This window comes from Thermoflavimicrobium dichotomicum (assembly GCF_900114055.1).
Taxonomy (GTDB): Bacteria; Bacillota; Bacilli; order Thermoactinomycetales; family Thermoactinomycetaceae; genus Thermoflavimicrobium; species Thermoflavimicrobium dichotomicum.
The window spans coordinates 52,174-70,766 of sequence record NZ_FORR01000015.1 but is presented as its reverse complement, the minus strand read 5'-3'; the positions used below and the strand labels follow the sequence as shown (position 1 = coordinate 70,766).

Genomic DNA, 18,593 nt, shown 5'->3' with positions numbered 1-18,593 from the left:
TGGTTGTGATGGTACAGAAATCGTCACGGAGGAGGGAACACATCCCTCCGCTTTGTTTTATTAAAAAAATCGCCCTGACCAAGAGTTTGGAATGAATATTTATAATATTTTTAAATTGAATATATCCCATTTAGGTTGAATATCGAATTGATCTCACATAAAAAATATATTGACAATTCGCTGTCCTTTTAATAGTATAAAATAAAATTTAATCAGATGATTTTTCGCTGGATGCATAAGTTTTCATAGAACGCTTGGTTTATCTGGGTTTAAAAAGAGTTCATTTCAAATACAAATTAAACAATGTCTATTTTGTATAAAAATAATACAGTAAAAATATATAATTATAAAATAACTGCCTAGTCAAAAATTTTCTTCCTTGTTCGATTACAAATTATGGTCACAATCGATGGATTAGGAATAAAAATATACCTGAACAAAATAAATCATATATTGATGAGATTATATTCTTCGGAGGGTACATAAATGAACTTGCATAATCCGTTGCTGTCGGTTCCTGTAGAAGAACTGTCATATTGGAGACATGTATTACGCGGGGCATCCGCATTACAATTGCCAACCGATTATCCGCGTTCACTCAATGAACCGTTTGAACAGGCTAAGATAGAGGTAGAACTCCCGCAGAGATGGATGGGAAAATTAGAGGGGTTCAGCAGGGAGATGGGTGTCCCTTTTTCGGTCACGGTTTTTTCTCTATTTAAAATTTTGCTTCTTCGTTATAGTGGTCAAAAGGATATGGTGGTAGGTGGCGCATTGGACGGAGGAGCTTATCCTGTTTTGTTTCGGATGAAAGGAATTGAAAATCCCAGATTTTATGACTGGATCAAGCAGGTTCGTCAAAAGGTAGACAAGTCGCTTCAGCATGTGACGGGTTCCTTTAAGTCGATCGTCAAAGAGCTTGGATTGGAAACAGAGAAAGGTCTGTCCCTTTTCGCTGTACAGTTTGCATGGTTAACTGATCAGAAGGATGACCATGGGGGCAGTCCGTCGTTTGAACTGAAATTGGGTATCTTGCAGCATGAGAATCAATGGATCGCCCGTTTTACATATGACTCCAAACTTTTTAATCAAGACAAGATTCAGCGAATGGCACAACATTTTCTTCGTTTGTTGGAAGAAAGTGTGATGCGTCCAGAGGGAACGATTCGTACATATTCCATCTTAACGAGTGAAGAAGAACAGTTAATTCGCAGTTGGAACCAAACAGAGAAGTCATATCCACAAGATCGGTATGTATATCAATGGATTGAGCAACAAGCTGAAAAGATCTCTAATCGATTGGCTGTAGTAAGTCAGAACGGTCAGCTTACCTATGGTGAATTGAATCGGAATGCAAATCAGCTTGCCCATTATTTACAGAAACGGGGAGTCCGTTCAGGTGATTTTGTGGCCATTTGTTTGGAACGGTCGTGTGATTTGGTTGTTGGTTTACTCGGGATTTTAAAAGCGGGCGGCGCATATGTACCGATCGATCCAACGTACCCGAAAGAGCGCATCGCCTATATGTTACAGGATTCCTGTGTGTCGCTCATTATCACAAAATCTCATCTGATAGATAAGTTGGAAGGTGGATCAAAACGGCTGATTTGTCTGGATCTGGATGAGGAGGAGATTGCCAGAGAAAGTGAAGGGTCCATCCAGGCAAATGACACGTTGGATGATCTGGCTTATATGATTTATACATCTGGTTCCACTGGGCAGCCAAAGGGGGTCATGATCAGTCACCGCTCCATCTTGAATCTGATCTTTTGGCATTTGCGGACTTATCAAGTGACTTCAGAAGACCGTATGACTTTATTGGCAGGTACAGCCTTTGATGCTTCTGTCTGGGAGATTTGGCCAGCGTTGACAGCAGGTGCCTCTTTATACATTCCAGATGAGGAAGTGCGGATGTCTCCTCTTGCTCTAAAAGAATGGCTGATTGAGAATCAGATTACCATAAGCTTCTTGCCAACACCATTATTGGAAAGTGTGTTGTGGTTGGATTGGCCGAAGCAAGTGACGTTGCGGAAGCTTTTGACAGGTGGAGACCAGTTGCGCTTTTATCCACCCCATGATTTCCCGATTGATGTGGTGAATCATTATGGTCCTACCGAAAATACAGTGGTTACCACCATGTTTGAAGTGCCTAAAGGAATAAGACGAAAGACCGTTCCGGCTATTGGTCGGCCGATTGCGAATACGGAAGTTTACGTTTTGGATGCTTATTTACAACCGGTTCCCATTGGCGTACCAGGCGAGCTGTATGTGGGTGGAGCAGGGCTGGCGCAAGGGTATTTCCAGCGTGAAGTATTAACCAAGCAAAGGTTTATCCCCCACCCCTTTCATTCTGATCCGGGAGCAAAGCTCTACCGGACAGGGGATCTGGTCCGTTACCTGGAAGATGGGAATCTGGAGTTTTTAGGCAGGCTGGATCATCAAGTCAAGATTCGAGGATACCGGATTGAATTGGGAGAAATTGAAGCAGTTCTGAACCAGCATCCAAAAGTACGGGAATCATTGGTCATGGCACATGAGGATGAAAGTGGCGAGAAACGGCTGGTTGCCTATCTGGTCATTAGTGGAGAAAAATTGGACGATTGGCGCTCTTATTTAAAGGGGAAATTGCCTGAATACATGGTTCCGACAGTGTATGTGGTTTTGGATTCGTTTCCGTTAACGCCAAATGGAAAGATCGACCGGCATGCTTTACCTGTTCCTGAAATGGATACAGAAGCATACTTGACTCCACAAACAGAAACAGAAAAACAGGTGGCTGAGATTTGGGGCAAGGTGCTGAAGCTTGAAAAAGTAGGGCTTAATGATGATTTTTTCGCATTAGGTGGTCATTCGCTGTTGGCGGGGCAAATTGTTTCCCGGATCAATCAAATGTTTGGTTTGGACTTGTCAGTGAGTATACTTTTTGAGAAAACGACGGTCAGGGAATTGGTGGAATGGATTGATCGAAGCCAGACAGAACATCATCACAGGCTCTTGCGACTGGAACGGACGGATTCCTCCAAAAAAATGATCCCGATGTCTTATGCGCAACAACGCTTATGGTTTTTGCACCGCTTGAACCCACAATTGGCAGCTTATCATATCCCATTTCTCTTGCGACTCAAAGGGACTTTACATTGTGATGCGTTGAAATGGAGTATGGAGCAACTGGTACAGCGGCATGAGGCTTTGCGTACGAGGTTTACGGAAATCGACGGTCAGGCTGTCCAGATACTCACTGATGAAATAAAGATCAGCTGGACTGTCAAAGATTTACGGCAAACGACAGATCCTGAGAAAGAAGCCATGAGTTTCGTGCATCGGGAAGCGGCAGAACCCTTTGATTTGCAGCGGGGTCCGTTACTGCGGGTTCACTTATTGCGTGTTGCAGATGGAGAATGGTTGTTATTGTTGCATATGCATCATATCATTTCAGACGGTTGGTCGATGGAGATTTTGGTACGTGAGTTGTTCCAGTTCTATGCAGCGTATATCGAAGGTCGTACAACACTTGATCTATCTGAGATTCCCGTACGATATGCGGATTATTCGGAATGGCAAAAAGTTTGGTTACAGAAAGATGCGATGAAGCAGCAATTGGTCTATTGGAAACAAAAATTGAAAAACGTTCCCGTGTTGGAACTGCCTACAGATCGTCCACGCTTGTCTGAGCAAACATTTAAAGGGACAACGTATCAACAAATCATTCCCGATGAGTTAGTGACTGCCTTGCGGAAATTGAGCCGGCAAGAAGGAACGACCCTGTTTATGACATTACTTGCCGCATTCAAGGTGTTGCTCAGCCGTTATACGGGTCAGTCGGACATTGCTGTGGGTAGTCCGGTAGCAGGCCGAAATCATCCAGAAGTAGAAAATGTGGTGGGATTCTTTGTCAATTCACTGGTCTTCCGTACCGATTTATCGGGGAATCCAAGTTTTCGCGAGTTTTTGCACCGTGTCCGAAATGTGGCTGTAGAAGCCTATGCCAACCAGGATATTCCGTTTGAACAAGTGGTGCATGAACTGCAACCTGAGCGAAGTTTGAGCTATTCTCCCCTGTTTCAAGTGATGTTTGGTTTGCAGGATTTACCGGAAGTATTGGAAACAGTGCCCGGTCTCCAAGTGGAAACCATTGGGATGGAGCACAAAACTTCGAAATTTGATTTAACCTTGATGATGTATCAGAAAAGGGATCAGCTTCTCGCTGCTTTTGAATATAATACAGATCTATTTGATGAAAGTACGATCAGGCGGATGGCTGATAACTTTGTTACGTTACTGTGGGGAATTGTCTCAACACCGACGCAGGTAATCAGCAAGCTGCCGTTGTTAAGCGAGCAAGAACGGCGTCAACTGGATCAGTGGAATGAAACGGCTTTGGACATCAGGCCGGTTTGTATCCATCAGTTATTTGAACAACAGGCTCAACAAACACCGAATCAAGTGGCACTTCTCACGGATACAGAGTCTTTGACATATCGGGAGTTAAATGAGCGAGCGAACCAGTTGGCCCACTATCTGAGAAGTATGGAAGTCGGTCCTGAAGTACTCGTAGGTATTTGTATGGAGCGATCCACAGACTTGATTGTCGGGTTACTGGGGATTTTAAAAGCAGGAGGGGCGTATGTGCCACTCGATCCTGCCTATCCGAAAGAACGAATTGCTTACATGTTGGAAGACTCTCGGGTAAAAGTACTTCTTACGCAGGAGAAGTTGCTTTCTGAGTTGCCTGATACTTCAGCGATGGTGGTTTGTTTGGATCGGGATCAGCAGCTGATCAGGGAAAAATCGATCAAGAATACAGAAAGCGAAGTTCAACCTGAACATCTGGCTTATGTGATCTATACTTCGGGTTCAACAGGAAACCCAAAGGGGGTTATGATCGAGCATCGGAGCACAGTTACCCTTATCCAGTGGGCGTACCATGTATTTTTGCCTGATGAGCTAAAAGGCGTTTTGGCCGCTACATCCGTCTGTTTTGATTTGTCAGTATTTGAGATTTTTGTGCCGCTCGGTTGTGGTGGAATGGTTATTTTGGCAGACAATGCCCTGGAGTTGCCTTATTTGGCTGCTCGTCATCAAGTGACCTTGGTCAACACTGTTCCTTCAGCGGCGAAAGAACTGCTGAAGATAGGTGGATTTCCGTCATCCGTAAAAGTGGTCAATCTGGCAGGAGAGCCACTGCCACAAACATTGGTTCGACAATTGTATCAATTGGGAACAGTGGAGAAAGTATATAATTTATATGGCCCATCTGAGGATACAACGTATTCGACATTTGCACTCATTGAAAAAGACGACCCCAGAAGCCCGTCCATTGGATGCCCGATTGCAAATACAGAGGCTTATGTATTGGATGCTCATTTGGAACGGGTGCCGATAGGGGTTCCAGGAGAACTGTATCTGGGCGGATTTGGGTTGTCACGAGGGTATTTGAACAAACCCGAACTGACTCAGGAACGTTTTATTCCTCATCCTTTTCGTGACCATTCAGAAGCCCGTTTGTACAAGACGGGGGATTTGGTACGCTATCGAACAGATGGTCAGCTGGAATTTTTGGGGCGTACCGATTATCAAGTCAAGGTTCGCGGATTTCGAATCGAACTGGGGGAAATCGAAGCCCGTCTGCGGCAACACCCGTATGTGAGCGAAGTCGTCGTTGTGGCAAGAGAGGATGTTCCCGGTGAGAAAAGATTGGTGGCTTACCTCGTACTGAAAGAGCAGCAACAAGCAAATATGGAAAAATGGCGAAGCTATCTGAAGCAGAAACTGCCTGATTATATGATCCCGTCTGCCTTTGTTGTGTTGGATGCGATGCCTTTGACACCCAATGGAAAAATTGATCGAAAGCAGCTGCCGCGCCCTGAACAACAACACTTGGAATTAAGCAGCAGGTTCCAGGCTCCACAAACAGAGCTCGAGCAAGCTTTGGCAGAAATTTGGTGCAAAGTGTTAGGGATGAAGCAAGTTGGTATTTATGACAGTTTTTTCGAATTGGGTGGCGATTCAATATTGACATTACAAGTCATTGCCGAAGCCAGCAAGCAAGGATTGTATTTGACACCCAAACACTTTTTTGAGTACCCGACGATTTTTCAGCTGGCAAAAGTTGCAGGAGACACCTCTTCCATCGAAGCCGAGCAAGGAATCGTAACCGGTGAGTTGCCACTGACACCGATCCAGCATTGGTTTTTTGAACTGGAAATCCCCAATCGACATAACTGGAATCAGTCCGTCGTGTTAAAACTTCGCCCAGGGATCGATGCTTCTCTTCTGGAACAGGCCATCCAACAAGTGGTCGAACATCATGATGCCTTGAGGCTCCGTTTTAAAGAGCAGGAAAACTTGTGGCACCAATGGAATGCAGCTGAAGAACGAATGAATCTGTTTCAGAAAATCAATAAGGCAGATGTGCCTGCATCGGAGAGAGAGAGATGGTTACAAAAAGAGCTGGATCATGCCGAAAGTCGCTTGAACATCGAGCGTGGTCCATTGTTGCAGACGGTATGGGTTGACTTTGGAGAAACATGCTATTTGGTGATGGTGATTCATCACTTGGCAGTGGACGGGGTATCGTGGCGCATTATCCTGGAAGATATCCAAACCGTTTATGAGCAATTGCGTACAGGCCAAGAAGTCATTTTGCCCCGAAAAACGACTTCGTATAAAGAATGGGCTTTTCGTTTGCAACAATATGCTCGCTCAAAGTCATTGCTGGCTGAACATTCTTTTTGGGTTCACCAACTTACCGATGCGGTCTACAGGATTCCGGTAGATGATGCCCGAGCATCGGCACGGGAGAAAAAAGTCAATCAGTTGGTCCGATCATTGAACATGGAAGAGACGAACCTGTTACTGAAAGAGGCTCCCAATCGATTTCGAGCCAAGTTGCCTGAAATCTTGCTAACAGCACTGGTTGAAACATTTGCTGAGTGGACCAAACGCCGTTCCCTGCTCGTTCATTTGGAAGGGCATGGTCGTGAGAATGTGATCGAAGGAGTGGATATCACCAGAACCGTTGGTTGGTTTACCAGTATTTATCCTGTTTTTTTACAGTTAAAACAAGCCAAAACCTTAAGTGAATCACTTGCTGAAGTCAAGGAGCAATTGCGGCAGGTTCCACATAATGGCTTTGGATATGGAATCTTGCGCTATTTGGCGGAAGAGGAAACAGTTCGTCAGATGAAGCAGATTCCACAAGCAGAAGTCAGCTTTAACTATCTGGGGCAGTTTGATCAGTTGTTGATGGAGTCACCATGCTTTAGCAAATGGGTTCAATTCAATGGTCCAAGCGAAAAACAGGCGAGTGTCCGTCCACATCTGATTGACATAGCGGCAATGGTCACAGAAGGATGTTTACGGGTGATGTGGATTTATGATGAAGCCTATCATCAGCCAGAGACCATCGAGCGTTTGGCGCAACATTATTTGAAATGGCTAAGAGCGATGCTGCATGATCAGACAACGGCCCGTTTTACACCATCAGACTTCTCCAAAGCAAAATTGAGTAAAACGGAGCTCAACAAGGTCTTAGCCAAATTAACCAAAAAGAAAAGATAAGGTAAAAAATGGAATAGATCTCCCCTGTTTGGGCAGGGGACTATTTCCATGGAGAAATAAATAGGATAATATTGGAAATAGATTACATCGGAAGAAAGGGAGATCAGTCTTGCTAACGGAGGAAATTCAAGATTTATATGAACTGACCCCTGTACAGCAAGGAATCTTATTTCATTCACTTTATGAAACGGATTTGAAGCTGTATTTAACCCAGGTCACCTTTATGCTCCATGGATCGATCAATGTTGAAACATATCGATGGGCATGGCAACAGGTGATGAACCGTCATCAGATGCTTCGTACCTCCTTTGTTTGGGAGGACGTAAAGCAACCGTTGCAAGTGATTTATCAGGAGGTCGAAGTTCCATTTGTTTATGAAGACTGGCGAGAAGTAGATCGTGATGAACAGGATGAACGATGGAAACAGTTACTTACATGGGATCGCCAAAGAGGATTTGATTTGTCTGAACCACCATTGATGCGACTTGCTCTGGTACGGCAAGATGAGCAAAGCTATCGTGTACTTTGGAGCTTTCATCATCTGATTTTGGATGGTTGGAGTTTGCCCATTGTACTCAAAGAAGTATTGAAGTTTTATGAATCCAATCAGCAAGACTGTGCTTTGGCCCTGCATGAGCCACGTCCATTTGGCGATTATATTGCCTGGATCCAAGAGCAAGATGGGAGAAAAGCGGAAGCCTTTTGGCGTGAGAAGTTACAGGGGTTCATTGAACCTGTTTCATTACGAGTAGAAAAGTCGCGATCTGATTCAGAATCATCCTTATTCTTTGAAGAGATGGAAATATATTTATCTGAAGAGGAATATTCACGTATAAAATGGATGGCCCGAAAATATCAACTAACGGTCAACACGTTCATTCAAGGAGCATGGGCATATCTGTTAAGCCGATACAGCGGGCGGGAAGATGTGGTATTTGGAACAGCTGTGTCAGGTCGGCCCACCGAATTGGTTGGTTTTGAGACAATGGTCGGGATGTTTATGAACACGCTCCCTGCTCGTATCCGTATTTCACCGCATATGCCGATTCATGAATGGTTGCAGATCATCCAGAAGCAACAAGTGGAAATGCGGCAATTTGAATACAGTTCGCTTGCGGATATCCAAAGTTGGAGTGATTTGCCTCAAGGTGCTTCCCTATTCGATGCCTTGCTAGCTTTTGAAAATTATCCGATGGAGGCTTTGACAGCGGGAGACCTTGAACTGACAGATCTCCGTTCCATTGAGCGCACCAACTATTCACTGAATCTAGTCGTATTTCCTGGGAAAAAACTGTGTTTTAAATGGTTATGGGATGCCAGACGATATGAACGGTCAACGGTTGAGCGTATGGCTCATCAACTGGTGCATGTGTTGGAGCACATGATCGAAGATGTCTCGCAATCATTGAGTCAAATTTCTCTTCTGACACCAACCGAAAGAGAGCAATTGCTGGTAGAGTGGAACCAAACTCAAAAGGCTTATCCGCAAGATCGATGCGTTTTTGATTGGGTAGAGTTACAAGCAGAGTATATTCCGCAAAAAGAAGCGGTTGTCAGCAAGCAGGGAGTGCTGACTTATCAGGAGTTGAACAGCCAGGCGAATCAATTGGCTCACTTCTTGGTGAAGCAGGGGATCCGTAAAGGTGATTTGGTAGGGATTTGTGCTGAACGTTCATCAGAGCTGATTGTTGGAGTGTTAGGCATTTTAAAAGCAGGGGCAGCTTATGTGCCGATGGATCCTGCCTATCCTAGAGAGCGGCTGGCTTATATGCTGGAAGACTCCGGGGTGTCAGTGGTGCTGACGAAAGGATCGGTTCAAGAGAAGTTGGCGGGAGGTCCATGGGAAATCATATGTCTGGATGAAGATTGGGAAAGGATTGCCCACGAAAGAAAAGAACCCCCGACCTGCCAGACATCTGTCGATGGTTTGGCTTATGTCATTTATACTTCCGGCTCGACAGGAAGACCCAAAGGAGTGCAAATTTCTCACCGTTCGCTACTCAATTTGGTGTTCTGGCACTCTCGGGAGTATCAATTATCGGAGAACGATCGAACCACTTTGATTGCTGGTCCTGCTTTTGATGCATCTGTATGGGAGATTTGGCCGACCTTGGTAACTGGCGGAAGTTTGTATATTCCTGATGAGGAGACGCGTTTGTCTCCAACGAGATTGCAAGGTTGGTTATTGGAAAAGGAAATCACCGTCAGCTTTCTGCCAACACCACTTCTGCAGAGTTTGCTGTTTTTGAAATGGCCACAGCAGGTGCCGCTGCGCAAGCTGTTGACTGGTGGGGACCAGTTACGTCACTATCTGCCAGAAGACTTTCCGGTTGAAGTAGTCAATCACTATGGGCCAACCGAAAATACAGTGGTAACGACAGCGTTTCCGGTTCCCAAAGGGCGTGGAGACACGAGTATGCCACCGATTGGCCGCCCAATTGCAAATACAGAAGTTTATGTACTCGATGAGCATTTAGAGCCTGTACCTGTAGGCATTCCTGGAGAGCTATATGTGGGTGGGGATGGCTTGTCCCGGGGGTATCATGGACGCCCTGAACTGACAGAGGAGAAATTTCTTCCTCATCCATTCCGAAAGGGAGAGCGTTTGTATCGTACAGGCGATTTGGTCCGGTTTCTTCCTGATGGAAATCTGGAGTTTTTGGGACGAATCGATCAACAGGTAAAAATACGTGGTTATCGTATTGAGTTGGGTGAAATCGAAACGGCTTTGCTCCAACATCCTGCTGTAAAAGATACCGTTGTGATCGTGCATGAAGAAGAGATCGGGGAAAAAGTTTTGATCGCTTATGTGGTTACAGATGCACTTCAGGATCTGGCAGAAGAATGGAAAGCATATCTGAAAAGAATGCTGCCCGATTACATGGTACCAGCGTTGTTTATCCGTATGGATGCTTTACCACTGACTCCAAATGGCAAGATCGATCGCCAAGCACTGCCAGCACCAGACTGTGCTGTTGATGGTATTACAGATCGAGGGCCTCGTACACCTGTTGAAGAAATTATTCACGGAATCTGGTGTGAAGTATTGCATAAGGAAAAAGTGGGAATGAATCAATCTTTCTTTGCAATAGGTGGTCAGTCCCTATTGGCAACGCAAGTAATTGCTCGTTTAAATGAGGCTTTTGCGATCCAGTTACCTCTCCGTATGATATTTGAAAAAACGACGATCGCCCAGCTTGCAGAACATATCGAAAAAGAGCTTCATGGTGATCATGCACTGTCCTTTCCTTCGATTACGAAAATGGAGCAAAAAGATTCACGGATTCCCCTGTCGTACGCACAGCAGAGACTTTGGTTTTTGGAACAGCTCATGTCAAAGAGTGATGTGTATCATATTCCATTTGCACTCAGACTGTCAGGGGAACTGGATGTTTCGGCTCTTCATCAGAGTTGGGAAGAGTTGATGAGACGGCAGGAATCATTACGTACAACGATTCATGACCTGGATGGGCAAGCCGTGCAACAAGTCGAAGGGAATGTAGAGGGCTGGTGGGAGTTACTTGATTTGCGTGTGACCCTTCAGCCAGAACGGGAAGCGATGCAGCTCATGGAACTGGATGCTACACAGCCATTTGACTTGGCAAACGGACCGTTGTTTCGAGTGAAGTTATTCCAGGTAAAGGACACCGAATGGCTACTGTATGTCAATATGCATCATATTATCTCGGATGGCTGGTCATTGAGGGTATTGCTGGAAGAGTTGTTTTCCCTTTATGCTGATTTGCTTGAAGGTCGAACATCTGGCTTGCCAGCACTTCCGATCCAATATACAGACTTCGCTCTTTGGCAACGAACATGGTTACAGGGAGAGAAGTTGGAAAAACAATTGCAATATTGGAGAGAACAGTTGGCGGGTGTACCTGTCCTGCAACTGCCAACGGATCGGCCACGACCATCCGAGCAAACCTTTGAGGGAGATGTTTATCGTTTTTCGTTGCCAGCCGAACTGGTTGAGGGGTTAAGAGAATTAAGTCAAAAAGAGGGCGTTACGCTGTTTATGACCTTATTGGCCGCGTTTCAGATCCTTTTAGGTCGTTATAGTGGTCAGGAAGACATTGCCGTTGGAAGTCCTGTAGCGAACCGTCAAGTGAAAGAACTTGAGAGATTGGTCGGTTTCTTTGTGAATACATTGGTGTTTCGGACTGACTTGTCCGGAAATCCCAGCTTCTGTGAGTTGCTGGCTCGTGTACGGGAAGTGGCTTTGGGAGCCTATGCCCATCAAGACGTGCCGTTTGAGAAACTGGTGGACGAATTGCAAACAGAACGTGATCTCAGCTATACGCCGCTTTTCCAAGTGATGTTTGCCTTGCAAAATGTGTCATTGGAGTTGCCTGAGGTAAAGGGGCTTGATCTTGCCTGGCAGGAAGTGCCACATCATGTAGCCAAATTTGATTTGACCTGTAATATAGCGGAATCGGAAACAGGTTTGGTAGTGGATTTGGAATACAACAAGGACCTGTTTGAAGCGGAAACCATCAAACGTATGGCAGATCATTTCATGATCCTGTTAAAGGGGATTTTGACTGATCCTGATTGTTCAATTACGGAGCTTCCCTTGTTGACGGAGACTGAGCGGCAATGGCTTCAGCGTTGGAATCAAACACAGGTATCGTATCCGCTGGATGACTGTGTGCATGGGCTGATCGCTCAATATGCGGAGCAAAATAAGACAGCGACAGCTGTGGTCAGTAAAGGAACTTGTCTGACGTATGGGGAGTTAAATCAGCATGCCAATCAGCTAGCACATTATCTGCAGAAACAGGGAATTCGTGCAGGGGATTTGGTAGGGATTTGTATGGAACGCTCACCCCAATTGATCATCGGTTTGCTGGCCATCATGAAAGCAGGTGGTACTTATGTACCGATGGATCCCACCTATCCACCAGAGCGTTTGGCTTACATGGTCAGGGATGCGCAAGTGCGAGTGGTTTTAACGCAAACGGAGATCCATGCCAAATTGCCAATGACATGTCAACGCATATGCATCGATACCATCTGGAATGAAATAAGCCAGGAATGTTTGGAAGATCCCGCTGTCCATGTGTCAGTGGATGACTTGGCCTATATGATTTATACTTCGGGTTCAACCGGGAAGCCAAAAGGAGTAATGATTAGCCATCGCTCGCTGCTCAATCTGGTGTATTGGCATCAACGAGAGTATGAGCTGACACCTTCTGACCGAAGCACTTTACTTGCAGGGGTAGCTTTTGATGCATCTGTGTGGGAAATCTGGCCGCCACTGGTTTCTGGAGCTTCGCTTTATATTCCGGATGATGAAGTGCGTTTGTCACCAGAGGCACTGCGTGACTGGATGATTGAACATCGGATTACCGTCAGCTTTGTTCCGACTCCACTATTGGAAAAGTTGTTGTTGCTGAAATGGCCTGAATCGATCGCCTTGCGCAAACTGCTGACGGGTGGAGATCAATTGCGTTATTATCCACCCAGTGATTTTCCGGCAGAGGTGATAAACCATTATGGGCCAACAGAAAATACTGTCGTGACAACGGCAGCCATCGTTCCCAAAGGAAGGGATAAGGCACATCTGCCTACGATTGGCCGACCGATTGCCAATACGGAAGTGTATGTTCTGGACTCCCATTTAAGACGAGTGCCGATTGGAATTCCTGGGGAGCTTTATATCAGTGGTGTCGGTTTGGCTCGTGGATATTATCGGCGACCGGAGCTAACAGCCGAGAGGTTTATTCCGCATCTGTTCAGTGTTGATCCTGGGGCCCGCCTGTATAAAACAGGGGATCTGGTACGACTTTTGCCTGATGGGCAACTCGAATTTTTGGGACGAATGGATCAACAAGTGAAAATTCGCGGTTTTCGGATTGAATTGGGTGAGATTGAAGCGGTTTTAAGTGAATATAAGTGTATCAAAGAGGCAGTGGTCATTGCACGGGAAGATATTCCTGGAGAAAAACGGCTGGTTGCCTATGTCGTGGTAAAAGAGGGAGAATCATTTACCATTAGCGACTGTCGTTCTTTCCTGAAACAGCGTTTACCAGAATATATGGTACCTGTCGCTTTTGTGGTAATGCCCGCACTTCCGCTGACGGCGAATGGAAAAATTGATCGCAAGGCGTTACCGATGCCATCCGGTGCTCAAATGGTGGGACAAGGAAAATATGTGTCTCCACGCAATGAAACTGAAAGGAAGCTGGCATCCATTTGGCAACAGGTATTAGGCCTGGAACGTGTGGGGATCCATGATAATTTCTTTGCCCTGGGCGGGGACTCGATCTTGAGTATCCAAATTGTCTCCAAAGCAAATCAGCAAGGATTACGCATTACGCCAAAGCAATGTTTTGAACATCAGACCATTGCCGAGCTTGCCGCAGTGGTGGGGAAATCTTCGCAAGTCCAGGCTGAACAAGAGGTATTGAGCGGTGAGGTGCCACTGACTCCCATTCAGCATTGGTTCTTTGAGCAAGAGGTTCATAATCGCCATCATTGGAATCAGTCCATTCTGTTACAAACTAAGATTCGGCTTGATCCTGAACTGCTTGTGAAGACCTTGCACATTTTAATTACTCATCATGATGCACTCAGACTGCGTTTCATGAAACAGGATGGCAGATGGAAACAGGTTTACAGAAAAGCAAATGATGAAATTCCTTTCCAATACGTTGATTTGTCCAATCAGCCTGTTGAAGTTCAAAAGAAAAAAATAGAGGAGATGTCCGCACAAGCGCAAAAAAGCCTGAACATCACGCAAGGGCCCATCATGCGGGTCATTTACTTTGACCTCGGAGTGGATAAACCTGGTCGACTTTTCATGGTTGTGCATCATCTTGTCATGGATGGCGTTTCATGGCGGATCTTGCTCGAAGATTTGGAGACGGTATATAGCCAACTAAAGCAAAACCAGCCTGTAAAGTTACCAATGAAAACCACTTCCCTTCGACAGTGGGTTCAAGTGCTTCAAGAAGAGGCCCAATCAAAAGCCTGTCGCCAGGAATGGGAAACATGGTGGTCGCAAGAAGTGATGGATGATGTGTCTCTGCCAGTGGATGATCGGCAAGGTAAAAATACGGAGGCGTCCGTCAAGAACGTTTCCTGTTCATTGAATCAAGAAGAGACACGGGCTTTGCTTCAAGAAGTTCCACGTGCATACCGGACGCATGTAAACGAAGTGTTGCTCACCGCCCTGGCGCAAGCGATGCATGAGTGGACAGAACAGACGTCGCATTGGGTTCATCTCGAAGGGCATGGCCGGGAAGAGATCCGGGAGGGAGTTGACTTATCCCGAACGATCGGCTGGCTGACCAGTATGTATCCTGCCCGATTGGATTTGACAGGGTGTTCGACAGTCGGCGATAAGCTGAAAGCTGTAAAAGAACAAGTTCGCCAAGTGCCTCGCCGTGGCTTGGGATATGGTTTGTTACGCTATCTTGCACCCGATGGGGAAATCCGTTCACAACTCATGGCCATGCCACCCGTAGAAGCAAGTTTCAATTATCTGGGTCAGTTGGATGGAACGATCTCCCGGAGCGGCTTGTTCCAGGGTGAGGCCCCGGAATATCGGGGGCCGCATATGGATGGTGAATCGATTCGCCCCCATTTGCTCGATATAGTTGGGGTGGTCTCTGGAGAACAATTACAGATGATATTCTGGTACAGCGAGGCCATGCATCGCCGGGAAACGATTGAAAAGTTGGCACAGAATTTTATCGAATCACTCAAGGCGATTATCGCCCATTGTTGCTCTGACGAGGCTGGAGGGTATACACCGTCGGATTTCCCACTTGCCCAATTGTCACAAGAGGAGATGGATACGCATATTGGTGAGAACCGTTGGATTGAGGATGTCTATCCACTGGCCCCACTCCAGCAAGGGTTGATGTTCCATACGCTGGTCGGTCAAGAAGCTGGGGACTATCTCGTTCAGATGCACTTGACATTAAAGGGTGATTTGGATCTGGAGAAGTTTACGGAAGCTTGGCGCCATGTGGTTGCCCGATATGAGATTCTACGGGCGGCGGTCATTTGGAAAGGACTGAAGGTTCCACATCAGTTGATTTATCAAAAAGTGCCCGTTTCCATCCGTTTGGTGGATCTTTCTCCTTTGACAGGAGAAGCACAAGAAATAAAGATTCAGGAATATGTAACGGCTGATCGAAAACAAGGCTTTGAATTGCATCAGCCGCCCCTGATGCGCTGGACATTGTTTAAACTGGGCAGCGATACCTACCAACTGATCTGGAGTTATCACCATGTTATTTTGGATGGTTGGAGTATGCCGCTGGTATTAAAGGATTTGTTCCGTATTTATCAGGGGCTCACTGAGGGCAGTGAAGTTACATTGGAGTGGGTTCGACCGTATCGGGATTATATCGCCTGGTTGCAAAAACAGGATCCGCTGCAAGCTGAACGGTTTTGGCGTAAAAAATTGCAAGGGTATACCGAACCGATCTCCTTACGTGTAGAACGTTTGCCAAGAGAACCAGGAAAGACAATGCCAGAGCAGAGAATCACCCTTTTGTCGAAAGAACTGACCGCAGCACTGGAAACTTTTGCAAGAAAGAACCAGATTACGATGAATACGTTGATTCAAGGTGCATGGGCGTTATTGTTGAGTTGCTACAGTGGTGAACGCGATTTGGTATATGGATTGACGGGATCTGGCCGTCCCGCTGATTTGCCAGGCGTGGAATGGATGGTTGGACTGTTTATCAATACCTTGCCAATGCGTGTTCACGTTCCGACAGATGGCTCTGTATTGGAATGGTTAAAGCAATTGCAACAGGACCAGTTGGAGATTCGCCAGTTTGAGTATAGTCCCTTGCTCGATGTACAGAGTTGGAGTGAACTGCCACGAGGTGTTTCGCTATTTGATTACATTTATGTATTTGAAAATTATCCGGTTGGGCAGCTTTTGGAAGAAAGCGAGCATGGACTTTCTATGACCCGGATTGATGGCAGTGAACAGGTGAATTATCCGCTGGCTTTGGTCGTGGCACCAGGGGAGCAGTTGCTTGTCAAATGGATGTATGATCGCCAGCGTTTTGATGTGTCAATGATTGAGCAAATGACGAAGCATTTGCAAGCACTACTGACTCAAATGATTGCAGCACCTGATCAACCTTTGCTCTCCATTTCTCCATTGACAGAGGAAGAAGAGGAGCAGCTGGCACAACGGCACGGACCGAAAGCAGCAATTCAGACAGATCGTTTGATACAGGATTGGGTATCCTTCCACGCTGGCCAGCAACCAACTGCTCCGGCCGTCGTTACAGAGCAGGAAGTACTTTGTTATGCTGAACTGCAGCGACGTGCCAACCAATTGGCCCACTATTTGCAGCAATGTGGAGTTGGACCAGAAGTGCTGGTGGGGGTATTTATGGACCGGTCTATTGAGATGGTGATCGCACAGTTAGCCATTCTAAAAGCAGGTGGCGCTTATGTACCCATGGATCCCGCCTATCCGGAAGATCGATTGGCTTTCATTATCAATCATGCCCGGATGGCCATGGTATTGACGAAAGAAGATTTGAAGCCAGATGTAATCCGGCTGGGTGTGGAAGTGGTATGCCTGGATGCGGATGAACACCTTTGGGATGATGCACCCGACGAAACGCCTGTTTCAGACGTGACAGCTGATCATTTGGCTTATGTCATCTATACGTCAGGTTCGACCGGGACACCCAAAGGGGTAGAGATTTGTCACCGTTCGCTACTCAACCTGCTGCAGTGGTATCAGCAAACATTCCAATTAACGCCTGCTGATCGTGTTGCGCAGTTGATGGGGGTTGCCTTTGACCCATCTGTGTGGGAGATTTGGTCAGCATTGTTTGCCGGAGCGAGTTTGTATTTACCATCCGAAGAGGAGCGTTTGTCACCGATTGGCTTAAGAGATTGGCTGTTGAAAAAGGAGATTACGATCAGTTGTGTGCCAACAGCTGTCTTGGAACATTTGTTTACCGTGGAGTGGCCCCAAGAGACGAGTTTACGCCTCTTGTTTACAGGTGGTGAGCGGTTACGTTCCTATCCTCCAGACAGCTTCCCGGTGGAGGTCGTCAATCTGTATGGTCCAACTGAATGTACCGTGTTGGTTACGGTAGCTCATTTATCTCGTGAAAAGGCGATTTCCGCTTTGCCACCGATTGGCTGTCCGATTGCCAATGTGGAGGTATACGTGTTGGATGAACAGCTCATGCCTGTACCCATTGGGGTGCCTGGAGAGTTGTACATTGGCGGAGAAGTACTTGCCCGAGGGTATCTTCACGCACCAGAGTTAACGAAGGAGTTCTTTATACCGCATCCATTCTCTGATGACCCTGATGCGCGGTTATATAAAACAGGGGACCTGGTTCGATTTTTGCCAGATGGTCAGCTGGAGTTTCTTGATCGAATCGATCAGCAAGTAAAAATTCGTGGCTATCGAATCGAATTGGGCGAAATCGAAGCGGTATTGAGCGATCATCCAACCATTGCCGAATCTTTGGTGGTCGTCCATGAAGCGAATCCGGAGCGCAAGCAATTGGTTGCGTACGTGGTGACAACGGATGGGAAGAATCACAAGGATGAGTGGCTACAGTTTTTGGAGCAAAAGTTACCGAAATACATGATTCCCACGGTCTTTGTGGTATTGGAGCAATTCCCGCTGACGCCCCATGGCAAAATCGATCGAAAAGCATTGCCTGAACCAGAGCAGATGGCTGTAACCACTGCATTTGTATCACCACGAACACCCATGGAAAAGCAAGTGGCAAACATTTGGGCTGAAGTGTTACAGGTCGAACGGGTTGGACTTCACGACAATTTCTTTGAACTGGGCGGACATTCGCTGATGGCAACACAGGTAATGACACGGATCAATGAAGTGCTGCGAGCCAATTTGCCCATTCGCTATCTGTTTGAAAATCCAACAGTGGCTGAGCTGGTTAAACAGATTAAAGCGAATTTGCGTTCGACATTTGCTCTCAAACGGTAAGACATCGAGGATGGGAGAAGGAAACGATCCTTCCCATCCTCCCTACATCATTGGAGAAAGGAGCTGACCG

The 18,593-nt window shown here is 46.2% G+C and carries 2 protein-coding genes; both read left to right on the top strand.

Annotation, left to right across the window (positions count from 1 at the left end):
• Window positions 1-486: 486 nt before the first annotated feature.
• Window positions 487-7,560 carry a non-ribosomal peptide synthetase gene (locus tag BMZ78_RS13650; protein ID WP_093230997.1) on the top strand — a complete coding sequence of 2,358 codons (7,074 nt, stop codon included), beginning with the start codon at window positions 487-489 and terminating at the stop codon, window positions 7,558-7,560.
• A gap of 109 nt (window positions 7,561-7,669) precedes the next feature.
• Window positions 7,670-18,523 carry a non-ribosomal peptide synthetase gene (locus BMZ78_RS13645; RefSeq protein WP_093230996.1) on the top strand — a complete coding sequence of 3,618 codons (10,854 nt, stop codon included), beginning with the start codon at window positions 7,670-7,672 and terminating at the stop codon, window positions 18,521-18,523.
• The last annotated feature ends 70 nt before the right edge of the window (window positions 18,524-18,593 follow it).